Raw genomic sequence first — 11,835 nt, forward strand, 5'->3', positions numbered from 1 at the left:
CGGCTAAAAACACCGTTTAACTCAGCAAAAACTGCCGTTTAAGCAAGTTTTTATTTACATTTATTCAAAGTTAAAACAGACTATTAAACATCCAGACTTTGGTGAAATTTTCTTTCCAAGACAACAAAATAAACTCACTTTACCCAAGCGCTACAGACTCCTATATTCGCGGAAAATTTCACCATTAAGACCTTTTTAAACTGATCTTCGTTTAAAAGGTCATTTTTCTATTTGGAGTCTGAGTTGTCTCAACCTCATGCCACCGCTCACAACAACAGTGCCTGGGTACCTGTTGCGGGTTTGACCTTGTTTGCTCTGGCTTCCGGCTATCATATGAGTCTGCTGCCGCTGGCATTGGACGGTTTTGGCTTAGCGACAGATCTGGCGGCTTGGCTGGCGAGTATTTTCTATTTCGGCCTGTTGCTCGGGGCAACTTGTATTTCACCTGTAGTGGCACGCCTGGGACACAGAGGCGCCTTCATCCTATTTCTATTACTGCTGGCGGCGACAGTGGCTGGCATGCCCTTGGTGGTTAATGGTCAGTTTTGGCTGGCGGCGCGCTTTATTGCCGGGATTGCCGTGGCCGGCATCTTCGTAGTGGTGGAGTCCTGGTTGTTGATAGCCGACACAGCCAAGCAAAGAGCCAAGCGTTTGGGCTTCTACACAGGCTCACTCTATGGTGGGAACGCCCTGGGACAACTGGGTGTGGGACAATTGGGTGTTGATGGTGCCATGCCGCATATTTTGGTGGCGATAGTACTGGTGTTGGCCGTATTGCCGCCACTGCTGGCCAAGCGCTGCCAGCCACAAAAAATACAGCATCAGAAGATTAGCTTCAAAGAAGTCAGGCATGTGAGTCGCCCTGCCATCATGGGCTGTCTGGTTGCAGGTTTGGTATTGGGCCCCATCTATGGCTTGATGCCTGTATTTCTCAGCGAGCAAACAGGTGACCACCAGCTGACGGGCAAACTGATGGCCATAGTGATCCTGGGAGCCATGTTGGTGCAACCCCTGGTCAGTTGGTTGTCTCCAAGATTCAGCAAGACTCTCTTGATGGCGTTTTTCTGTTTGTTGGGCGCCGCCGGGGTTATGGGTATTTTGCTGAGTCACAGCACTTTGGTGATGGGCTTCAACCTGTTGCTGCTGGGGGCTGCCGCCTTCGCCCTTTACCCTATCGCTATTACGCTGGCCTGTGACAGCCTCGATAGCAGCAAGATAGTGGCGGCAACCGAACTTATGCTGCTCAGTTACTCTGTGGGCTCGGTTATCGGGCCTCTGGTGGCCAATGGCTTCCAGCAACAACAGGGTCTGCTCATGTATCTGGGCTTGTGTCTGACCACAACCTGCATCTATATGCTGATATCCAGTGTACGGCCAACCCGCGGCCGGATGCCGGCACTGCGCCCATGATCCCAATCCCCGAAGTGAGTGTCAGCCATTCAGGCTGACACTAACTTGGCATGCCCCTCAGAACTTCTGAGTCATTTACGCTCTATGGACGCCGCTTGGCTTGTCATCATAACAACAGAACTCCAGCACAGCAGGCAGCACCTCACGGCCATCGGCCAACCCTAAATGATACACAGCCTCTACCTTGTTGATGTCGCGCTCCAGCCTCGACAAGTCCAGTGCCATGTTAGGCTGGATCACCATAGCACTCCCTGCTGCCACCGCCTGTTGTAATTGCTGTTGTGCCTGGTTATACACCTGATGACGCCTCAACAAAGCCTCGGCAACCTTGGGATAACGCCGATAAGCTTTTTGTGCCAACCATTTGAATTTAAAGGCTGACTTACTGTAATCTGCAGCCTGAGTCAGGATAACCAGTTGTTTTTGATAGCCGTCGGCTCTGGCTTGCTCTAGCGGGATAGGAGCCGCGATGCCACCATCAAGATAAGGCACGCCATTAATGGCAACGGGTTTGGAGATAAAAGGCAGACTGCTGGAGGCGATCAGTATCTGCAACAGCTGCTCGTGGCCGTCAAAGTCACTCATACCAAAGAAGTCGGTTTCACCGGAAAGGCAGTTGAAGGCGCCTATTTTGAATTCGGCTCCCGAAGACAGGAAAGTCTCAAAATCGAACGGCAACAACTCATGAGCCATGCGTCTGTAGGTGAAGTCAGTGTTGACGTAATTGCCCGTCTTCAACAGATGTCTCATGCCCATGTAGCGTTTATCTTCAAGATAACGCTGCTGAATTAACAGATTACGCCCCTTCTGCCTGGACAGATACGAAGCCGGGTAGATGGCGCCAGCGGAAACACCCACCTGATAATCAAACATAACTCCGGCTTCCAGAAAAGCATCCAGCACCCCGGCGGTATAAATGGCGCGCAAGCCACCGCCCTCCAGCACCAAAGCCGTGCCTTGCTGTTGCCTAAACGCTATGACCATGATGATTTCCCCCAATACAGCCAATAGCGCAGCATAGCCAAGCATGACCCACAGGGAAAGCCACTCTTACAAAACCTGTACTTTAGCAGTAAGAAAATTGCCCTGAACTACTTAAGCTTATACTGATTTTTTATTAAGAAATCCGCCAAAAATATTCTAGTTGATGACCAGCTTATCCTTGGTAAACCTGGGTGGCACCGGGTTTGGCTATATTTGGACAAATCACAACATTGCGGATATCAGGCGAACCGGCATTATCAGGCAACTGATTAAAAAGTAATTTATCTACCGTGGCAGGAAGCCATGCTGTATTGGCGGACAGGAGTTAAAAGAATGGATGCTAACAATCAAGGGGAAATCTGCTTACTACCGCAGTTGGCCAACAAGCACAAACTCAAACTCTATCGCTGTTGCCTGGAAGAATTTCGACAGTTGGGCTACTGGGACAAATATGTGCAGCAAGTGCAAGACGAAGTTAACAGGCTCCAGGCCTTGGCGGAAGAGTAAACTGCACAGCACCCGGCAATAGGGTGACACAAGTCAAATTTAAGTTAAAACATTCCCCGGAACAAGCTGCAACAACAACGTAAAATTTCACCTTGGGTGATTTCGCCACTCAAAGACGCAAAGCCAACTTCAATTTGGCCAAGGATGCCAAAATTCTTAAGGTAAAAAGATGAAACGCTTTGTTTTTATTTTATTTTTGGTTATGCCTGTTATCTGAGTTGGGTAAAGCTCAGTGGTAATGAACCGCAACAGCTGACCAAAATTCACCAAGACACCCTAAGCAACAGTATCCGCGAAGCGGCTCAAACCTCGCCGCGCTATGCCAGTAAGCCTGTGGAGATGGACACAGGTTTCCACTGCGATGGGCGCCGATATTGCAGCCAGATGACCTCCAGGGCCGAAGCCGAATACTTCAACCGTTACTGCCCCAACACCAAAATGGACGGCGACAATGATGGCCGTCCCTGTGAAAACGACAGCCGCTGGTGAGTCACGCTATTTCTCAAGCAGCGGCTATAGCTCACTCACGACCAGACAACTGCCAACAGTTGCGGCCATGTTTCTTGCCTTGATAGAGCGCTTTATCGGCCAAGGCTATCATGCTGGAAAGCTCATCGTCACATCAAAATCCAGCCCAGGTCTAAGCATCAACACTTAAGTGACAAGCACAACTTGGTATTACTGATACAAAAAGTTTCATCTGTGAGCGGATTTGGTGACCAAACACACGATATCTCAAGGTTTAAAAATCTGGCCGAGGTCCATGTGCGGTGAAACATGCGCCCAGGGTCGCTATCGCCTCACGAATTTTAGGAGCTTGCCCCTCACGCCCAGCGGTCAAGGCATAGACGCTGTACCGCGGCAGTTGCCAGTCAGGCAACAAAGTTAACAGTAAACCCTGCTGCAAAAACTGCCGCACTTCAGGCTCCGGCAAGGCCGCATAACCCAAACCATCCAGGGTAAAACGGATCAGACTCTGCATATTGTTGACGGCCAGGCGCCCTGGCGCCAGAGACAGCTGCTCACCACTGACGGTATGACTCAACATACTGTCTTGCACCATACTCCCCTTATGACACAGACGCTCCCAGTCCTGCAGTTCACCAGGATAGCTTGGCATTGAGTTCCCTCGCCGACGCAGAAAGTCCGGTGCCACGCACAAGAGCATCTGCCAATCGGCCAGATGATGCGCCACCAGCGCCGAATCGGCCAAAGGTCCGATACAAATGGCCAGATCTATGCCACTCCCCACCAGATCCACTGCCTCATCCTGCAGCTGCAACGACAATTGAATGCCGGGATGCGCTTCCAACAGACGCCTTAGCGGCTCACTGAGAAGCCCTCCACCAAAGCCCACAGGGGCGGCTATCCGCAACTCACCGGCCGGACCGTCCTTCAAACGACTCAGCTGTAGCTCTGTCTCATCGGCAAGAGCAATCATCTGCACGCAGCTCTGGTAAAAGAGTTTGCCAGCCTCGGTAGGCGTTAACGCCCTGGTGCTGCGGTTAAGTAGCCCAAGCCCAAGCTGCTGCTCCAGCTTGAATATCTGCTGGCTAACGGCAGATGTACTCATGCATAACTGCCTGGCGGCGGCATTCATGGTGCCCTTCTCAACTGTAGTGGCAAATACCAGCATCGCCTTGACCATCTGCCTATTCATCTTTCAGCCCCATTAAAACAGCAAAAACTCTCAGTTTCGGCAGTCGCTATAAAGCAATCCTTAACTGTGTTTCCAGAAAAATGCGCTTGAGAGGATTGTATCATCGGCGTAAATTCTCGCCATTGAAAATCATTCTCATTTACATAGTTTGCATTTATCATTCAGGAGTCCAAAACCTATGCCTTTATGTCGAATCAGCCCACTGGCCAGCGTCATTGCCGCACTCTTACTCATACCTGCAGCTCAGGCCGATGAAGCGCCCCAAGACATGGAAGTCATAGTGGTTACAGCCTCCGGCTACGAGCAACAACTCAAGGATGCTCCCGCCTCTATCAGCGTGCTTACCCGAGAACAACTGGATAGCCGTTTCTACCGCGATATTACCGATGCCATGCTGGATGTGCCCGGCGTCGTGGTTACCGGCGGCAGCGATCGCCGTGACATTAGCCTAAGGGGTATGGGAAGCCAATACACACTGATCCTGGTGGATGGCATGCGCCAGTCATCCCGGGAGACTCGTACCAACAGCGATGGCCCGGGAGTCGAAGGCGCCTGGACACCGCCATTGTCGGCAATAGACAGAATCGAAGTAGTACGCGGCCCTATGTCATCCCTGTATGGCTCTGATGCCATAGGCGGGGTGATCAATATCATCACCCGCAAGGTTCCGGAAAACTGGCAAGGCGAACTCAGGTTGGACAGCACAGTTCAGGAACGCAGCGAATCCGGCAATATCTATCAGGGTAACTTCTTTGTCAGCGGGGCCCTGATCCCGGACTGGCTGGGTCTACAACTCTATGGACAATACACCAAGCGAGAAGAAGACCAGATCACCGGCGGTTACCGCGGCCGAGATGCCAACAATCTCAGCGCCCGTTTCTCGCTGACTCCGAGTGACGACCACGACATCATTTTGGAGGTCAGCAGTGCCACTCAGGAATTGGACAGCACTCTTGGCAAAACAGTCGCCCCCCTCGCTCCCGGCAAACCTTGTGGCCGTTTTGGCTGCCCGGCGTCCTCCACAACAGAATATGAAAGCCGCAAGTATTCCTTGGCACACACGGGCCGCTGGGAAATAGGCACGAGTAACACCTGGGTCAAATATGAAGAGTTTGAAAACAAAAGCCGGGCAATGACCATCAAAAACACTGATGCCCAGACCAGTCTGATCACCGGCTTTGGAGATAGTCATACTACCACCTTTGGAGCCGCCTTCAATTACCAGGATCTCAGTGATAAAACAGGTAATCAGGTAGGTGACCGTAGCGACATCAGCAGACGCCAATGGTCGGTATTTGCCGAAAACGAATGGCGCATGAGCGACACCTTTGCCTTGACGGCCGGTCTACGCATGGATGATGACGAAAACTTTGGCGAGCACTTCAGCCCCCGTGTCTATGGAGTCTGGAACCTGACTGACAGCACAACGCTCAAAGGTGGTGTTTCCACCGGCTTCAGGGCGCCAAGCCTGAGACAAACAGTGCCGGATTGGGGCCAGGTCAGCCGCGGTGGCAATATGTACGGTAACCCGGATCTAAAACCCGAGACCTCAATCAACTACGAGCTGGGGCTGCACACCGGCTTCGGCGATAATATCACCACGGCCATGACAGTCTTCTATAACGAGTTTGAAGACAAAATTACCCGAGTACCCTGCCCCGAGAGTCAGTGTACCGATGGTCCGAACCGGTTTGGCTCGGATCCCACCACTTATGTGAATGTGGATGAGGCGGTAACCCAAGGGTTCGAGTTGGATTTCAGCTATGACATCAATGATGACATCCAACTTTCGGCCAACTACACCTACACAGACTCAGAGCAAAAAACGGGTCGCTATCAGGGCAGCCCCCTGAATAAACTGCCCAAGCACTTACTGCAAACCTCCCTTAACTGGCAAATCAACGACAGTTGGGGCAGTTGGGCCAGGGTGCACTACCGAGGTGAAGAAAGCCAGCCCACTACGGGCCCCTCTTCATCAACCCTGGTAGCCCCCTCTTACACACTGCTGGATATAGGTGCCAACCTGCAACTGATGGAAAACCTCAAACTCAGCGCCGGTATCTATAATCTACTGGACAAAGAGATTACCCAGGAAGAATACGGCTATATCGAAGACGGCCGTCGCTATTGGATGGGAATGACCTGGAGTTTCTAACGAAGGAAATCTTATGCCGTTTTTATAAGCCGGAACAGTTCTGGGATAGACTGGCGCCATTCAACTCTCTCACTCCAAAGACCGCGCGCTGCCGCGGTCTTTTATTAGCTGTTGCAAAAACATCATGACAGCGTTTACTGTGTCCACGCCAACTTCCCAAGGTTAAGGAAAACAATGAAACTGATACTGATCATTATCGCGTTTGTGGCCTTCTTTATCGCCCTGAAAAAGTGGCAACGAGCCCAGGCGGTAAAAAGTGGCGACCCGGATGCCATGGCCAATGAAGGCTTGAGACTGATTGGCAGAAATAGCGTCGATGAAGGCATAGCGCTGCTGGAACAGGCCGCCAATAAAGATCATCCCGCCGCCGCCCAAATGCTCTATGAGTTCTATACCCGTCCCGAGCTGGAGATGGTCCCCAATGATGCCGACAAGGCGATGCACTGGGCCGCCAAGGCCTCGTCATTGGACAATGAATTTGCCAAGCTCCATGACCTGATGCTGGAGCTGAACCAACACCCTGCTTTTGGTGACAATATTCAGCTGCTGGAGCAAAACTTACTCCCCAGAGCCGAAGCCGGTGATATTGAGAGCCAAAGCCAACTGGGACGGGTCTATGCCCGTAACCCGATACTCGATAAAGATGGCAGCAAGGCGATGAAATGGCTCGAGTTGGCCGCTGCCAAAGATGATCCCGAGGCCTGCTTTCATCTGGGAAAATTACTGCAGGAACCCAGACAAGGTGAAGCCGATATGCAGCAAGCGAGATTCTGGCTCACCAAGGGGCACCAGCTGGGTGAAGCGGCCAGCGGCGGCCATCTGGCGGAAATGATGTTGCAAGGCCAAGGTGGCCCGGTGGATAAACGCCAGGCCGAACGACTCTTGATTGAGCAGGCAAAAGACAGCAGTTACTCGCAACTGACATTAGGACAGCGCTACCTGAGCGGTGACCAATTACCCCAAGATCTGCACAAGGCCAGAGAGTGGTTGGAAAAGGCCGCAGCCGACGAAGAAAACAGCGTGGCTGCCACTATTTGGGCCGGCTTCCTACTCGAACACTCCCACGACAGTCAGGATCATCTGCGTGCCAAGGCAATACTTGAACCCCTGGCGCAAGCCTGGGATCTGGGTGCCCACTTTCAGCTCGGCAAACTCTATCAACAAGGGCTGGGCATCAATCGCCAACTGCCGCTGGCACTGATGCATTTCGAGTTTTCCGCCATGGCTGAAGAAGCCGAGTATATCGCCGCCAAAGAGACTCTGGCAGCACGTCTGAGCCAATCGGAAAAGCAGCAAGCCCAAGCTCTCAAACAGGAATATTTGACCCTGCACCCCATAGACAACCTGGCCCAGGCCAGATTGGACCTACTCAAGGGCCAAGCTCTACTGTATGCGGATGAGCAAGAATACCAGGAGCTGCAACAAGCGCTGCACTGGCTGGAAAAGGCCGCCTTCGGCGGAGAAACTCTAGCCTATGAAGAGCTGTATGAAACCTGCCTCAAGCTGGATAAACGGGTAGATGCCGCCGTATGGCTGTATCTGGAACTGGCAGAACATAACCAGTTTGGTTTTCAGGGGAATCTAGTGCTGCAGCAACAGGAACTGCTGCAAAGCTTTACCGAGGCCGAAACTGCCTGGTATGAGCAGCGTCTCGAAGAGATTCAGGCGCAACTGCCGCAAAACAACCCCGCGGCCGCTTAAAGCCTGTTTATATGTTAAACCTTGAAGATACAGACCCAGGCCAAGGCTTGGGTCTGTTGTTTCTGAGAAGATTGGCAAAATCGCTAACCCAAAGGTTCAACCTTTATTCTTGATGGTCCAGTAGGCGGCGTTGACACCATCTTCACGAAATTCAATATCCACCGGGTACTCACGCTCACAACCTTCTACTATCCAGCGTTCATGCCAGTAGCGCTCACCGACTTCGCCTTTGGGCATCGCCAGCACAAAGGCAAAAAACTGCTCCGGCACCTCGCAGCCGCGGCGAGCCACTTCGGCGGCCACTCCCGGCATAGCATCCTTAAGCAGGGTTTCATTAGCTAAAGTGCCTTGCTGAACTATCTCCTCAGAGAAGTATTCCCCTCCGGCAGCAGCTACCGGCAGTGACACCAGCAAGCCACACAAGATCCCAATCCATTTCATCTGCTTTCCTCCCTGATAGTTTCAGTATCAATATTAGCCCGCCATCCCGCCACAGGCTCAACCAGCCTAGTAGAAGATGGGTCTGCTTTAGGTCGCCGGAGTGTGAACAAAGCTATAGTTTGATACAAAACAATACCTTAACCTGGAAATTGTGCAAACTTTAAGCTAAACCCTAAATCAGCTAACGAGAACTATCGGTCAATGCCGAAAACTTTAAAAACTGCTTCTATTTATATGGTGGTACTTAGGAGCGCCCATTTTCTAAATAAATGACAGGTGAATGAAATGGATTTTATTGAACGAATTCAAGCTCTATCAAAGCGCGTCCCCCAAATATCCGCCAGCCTTCAAACCGAAGAAGCAACTAAGAACGCACTAATAATGCCTTTCCTAAGCTCTGTATTAGGGTACGACGTATTCAACCCAGATGAAGTACTCCCTGAGTACACTGCCGATACTCCAACGAAAAAAGGAGAAAAAGTCGACTATGCGCTGATGAAAGACGGAGAGGTGTTGATGTTGATTGAGTGCAAGAAATATAACGAAAAACTATCAATAAAACATGCTAGCCAATTATTCCGCTATTTTTCAGTCACCAAAGCAAGAATTGCCATATTGACCAACGGTGTTCAGTACCTCTTTTTTACTGATCTGGACGCTCCCAACAAGATGGATGAAAAGCCTTTTTTGGTATTAGATCTGGAGAATATTGATGAACACATAGTGCCGGAAGTTAAAAAGTTGACAAAATCAACATTTGACATGGAGTCTATCGTCAATGCCGCTGGAGAACTTAAATATCTAAGTGACATAAAGAGAATTATCAGTGATCAGTTCAAAAATCCTGAAGAAGAGTTTGTACGCTTTTTTGCCAGCAGGGTTTATGACGGCATGTTAACTCCAAAGGTAAAACAACAGTTTACTGAGATCACGGCCAAAGCTCTCAAACAGTTTATGAAAGACGGTATTAATGAAAGACTTAAGTCTGCAATGGGAGATAGAGCGACCGATGACGTTGAGGAAGTCTCAGGCTCAGATGGCGAAATCGAAAATAAGCCAAGGATAATTACGACCGAAGAAGAGGTTGACGGCTACAATGTCATCAAGGCGATTCTTAGACAAAAAGTCGATGTTAGTAGAATCACCGGACGAGATACGCAAAGCTATTTCGGAGTTCTACTGGACAACAATAATCGCAAGCCTATTTGCAGACTGCACTTTAATACCAAACAGAAATATCTCGGATTAATGGACCATGAGAAGAATGAAACCCGTCATCCGTTAGACTCAGTAGACGATATATTCCTGCATAGTGAAGCCTTACTGCAAACAATCACCTTCTACGAGTAAAGCAAAAGATCGAACGGCGAGCCACTTCATTAAGTGAGTTCGCTGTTATTCTTATCATCCGCGACTTGCCAGACCTCAGAGGCTTGGCTAGACTGCCGCATCGGCGACGATTGTTGGCAATATCTCTATTCTATAAACCGGGCGATGTAATGAAAGCAAAGCAGTATCAGGGCTTTACCCTAATTGAACTTGTAGTGGTGATTATTATCCTCGGGATCCTGGCAGTAGTGGCCGCGCCCAAGTTTCTCAATCTGCGCGACGACGCCACAGAGCAAGTGCTCAGGGGCCAGTATGCCGCCTTTGAATCTGCGGTGAAACTCTATCACAGTGGCTATCTGGCCAAGGGAGAACAGGGCGCCATCGACAATCTGGCCAGCTTTGGTGATGGCAGTGTTGATTCCAGTGTCAACGGCTGGCCCTATGCCACCGCTGGCAAAGACACCCATATTTTCGACGCCTGCGAACAGTTGTGGCATGGCCTCACAGATACCGACCTCAGCATAGCCTATGTAGAAGATGCCAATCTGCCTACAACCACTGTCGACGTGGCCTATACCTATAAACAAACGCCCAATACCTGTATCTACCGCTCAGTGTATTTTATCCAGCAAAATGAAGAGACACTGATCATGGAATATCTGCCGGATACTGGTGAAGTCTCGGTTCACAAAACCTTTTGGAGTCAGCCTTAAAGCCTGGCTGTTTCCCCCGGACTCTGATCGAAGTAACGCTTGAACTCCCGGCTGAATTGAGCCGGGCTCTCATAGCCCACTTCCAGTGCCGCTTCCTTCACCTTGAGGCGCTGTCTTTGCAGTAGCTCTTTGGCCTTATTAAGGCGGATCTTCTTCAAGTACTGAATGGGCGATGAGGCCGTGACCTCCTTGAAACAGCGATGAAATGCCGAGGGACTCATGTTAACCAACTCGGCTAACTGCTCTACCTCCACACTTTCACGATAGTTCTGATGCAGATATTTGAGCGCCTTCTCTACCCGGGATAAACGGGTATGACTGAGCGCCAGCGCATATAAAGGCGCCGCATTGTCGGAAGCCAATACCCGAAACAGCAACTCTTGCACCATGGCCTTACCCAAGACCTCGGCTTCCAACGGCGACTGCAGAGCCAGCAGCAAACGCTCGACACAGCAGAGCATGTCTTCACTGTTGGCGGCAACAAAGAAGCCGCTCTGACGAGCATCATCGAGATCCTTGGGCACCTTGTGGTGTTGATCCATCATGCGGATCAACTGGTTCAGTTGCTGCAGATCTATATCCACCATGAGTACCAATACCGGTTCTTCCTCGGAAGCAAAGGTTTCACACTCCACCGGCATAGGTACTGTCATCACCAAGGTGTTCTGCGGATCATAGTCATAGATCTTATCTTCGAGATAGACACGTTTACGCCCCTGGCCGACTATCATGATCCCTTGGGAATAACACATGGGGCCACGGCTGCCATAGGCCGAACTGCGAAACAGATGCACCCCTGGCAGGCTGGTGCTGTTGACCCCTTCATCCACCGCCAGGGCCGCCATTAAGGCTGCAATATCACTCATAACACTCTCCAATCATCAGGGTTTGGATACTAGCAGCATCACAGAAAAAAGCATCAAAACAGCCAAATT

At 50.7% G+C, this 11,835-nt stretch carries 10 protein-coding genes and 1 pseudogene; 7 read left to right on the top strand and 4 right to left on the bottom strand.

Annotation, left to right across the window (positions count from 1 at the left end; all coding sequences use genetic code 11):
• The first annotated feature begins 243 nt into the window (after nucleotides 1-243).
• Nucleotides 244-1,410, top strand: a complete 1,167-nt coding sequence (locus SIL79_RS06010; RefSeq protein WP_039036025.1) for an MFS transporter — start codon at nucleotides 244-246, stop codon at nucleotides 1,408-1,410.
• A 75-nt stretch (nucleotides 1,411-1,485) separates the two neighbouring features.
• Here the strand turns inward: SIL79_RS06010 and SIL79_RS06015 are convergent, their stop codons facing one another.
• Nucleotides 1,486-2,394 carry a patatin-like phospholipase family protein gene (locus tag SIL79_RS06015; RefSeq protein ID WP_071476144.1) on the bottom strand — a complete coding sequence of 303 codons (909 nt, stop codon included), beginning with the start codon at nucleotides 2,392-2,394 and terminating at the stop codon, nucleotides 1,486-1,488.
• A 333-nt stretch (nucleotides 2,395-2,727) separates the two neighbouring features.
• Here SIL79_RS06015 and SIL79_RS06020 point away from each other — a divergent pair, with 333 nt between their 5' ends.
• Both SIL79_RS06020 and SIL79_RS06025 read left to right on the top strand, forming a co-directional pair.
• Nucleotides 2,728-2,901 (top strand): hypothetical protein, encoded by a 174-nt coding sequence (locus SIL79_RS06020; RefSeq protein ID WP_157822972.1) that lies wholly within the window; start codon nucleotides 2,728-2,730, stop codon nucleotides 2,899-2,901.
• A gap of 345 nt (nucleotides 2,902-3,246) precedes the next feature.
• A pseudogene (locus SIL79_RS06025) lies at nucleotides 3,247-3,390 on the top strand (excalibur calcium-binding domain-containing protein); the annotation flags it as partial.
• Between the two features lie 253 nt (nucleotides 3,391-3,643).
• Here SIL79_RS06025 and SIL79_RS06030 read toward each other — a convergent pair.
• Nucleotides 3,644-4,561 carry a LysR family transcriptional regulator gene (locus SIL79_RS06030; RefSeq protein WP_039036024.1) on the bottom strand — a complete coding sequence of 306 codons (918 nt, stop codon included), beginning with the start codon at nucleotides 4,559-4,561 and terminating at the stop codon, nucleotides 3,644-3,646.
• A 178-nt stretch (nucleotides 4,562-4,739) separates the two neighbouring features.
• Between SIL79_RS06030 and SIL79_RS06035 the strand changes: the two genes are divergently transcribed.
• Nucleotides 4,740-6,716 carry a ligand-gated channel protein gene (locus tag SIL79_RS06035; RefSeq protein ID WP_071476137.1) on the top strand — a complete coding sequence of 659 codons (1,977 nt, stop codon included), beginning with the start codon at nucleotides 4,740-4,742 and terminating at the stop codon, nucleotides 6,714-6,716.
• Nucleotides 6,717-6,890: 174 nt separating this feature from the next.
• Nucleotides 6,891-8,417: a tetratricopeptide repeat protein gene (locus SIL79_RS06040; protein ID WP_319619067.1), complete on the top strand. Its 1,527-nt coding sequence runs from the start codon at nucleotides 6,891-6,893 to the stop codon at nucleotides 8,415-8,417.
• A 96-nt stretch (nucleotides 8,418-8,513) separates the two neighbouring features.
• Here the strand turns inward: SIL79_RS06040 and SIL79_RS06045 are convergent, their stop codons facing one another.
• Nucleotides 8,514-8,858 carry a hypothetical protein gene (locus tag SIL79_RS06045; protein WP_200888005.1) on the bottom strand — a complete coding sequence of 115 codons (345 nt, stop codon included), beginning with the start codon at nucleotides 8,856-8,858 and terminating at the stop codon, nucleotides 8,514-8,516.
• A gap of 285 nt (nucleotides 8,859-9,143) precedes the next feature.
• On the opposite strand from SIL79_RS06045, the gene SIL79_RS06050 reads away from it, so the two are divergent.
• Together SIL79_RS06050 and SIL79_RS06055 are read left to right on the top strand one after the other, a co-directional pair.
• The gene (locus SIL79_RS06050) at nucleotides 9,144-10,208 is read left to right on the top strand and encodes a type I restriction endonuclease (protein WP_039036201.1); all 1,065 of its coding nucleotides are present in this window, start codon (nucleotides 9,144-9,146) and stop codon (nucleotides 10,206-10,208) included.
• A 149-nt stretch (nucleotides 10,209-10,357) separates the two neighbouring features.
• Nucleotides 10,358-10,900 (top strand): type II secretion system protein, encoded by a 543-nt coding sequence (locus tag SIL79_RS06055; protein WP_071476135.1) that lies wholly within the window; start codon nucleotides 10,358-10,360, stop codon nucleotides 10,898-10,900.
• Here SIL79_RS06055 and SIL79_RS06060 read toward each other — a convergent pair.
• On the bottom strand, nucleotides 10,897-11,766 hold the full coding sequence (locus SIL79_RS06060; RefSeq protein WP_039035744.1) for an AraC family transcriptional regulator: 870 nt from the start codon (nucleotides 11,764-11,766) through the stop codon (nucleotides 10,897-10,899). The two genes, SIL79_RS06055 and SIL79_RS06060, sit on opposite strands and share 4 nt — an antisense overlap.
• Between the last annotated feature and the right edge of the window lie 69 nt (nucleotides 11,767-11,835).

It is taken from the genome of Shewanella indica (assembly GCF_033842865.1).
Lineage (GTDB): Bacteria > Pseudomonadota > Gammaproteobacteria > Enterobacterales > Shewanellaceae > Shewanella > Shewanella indica.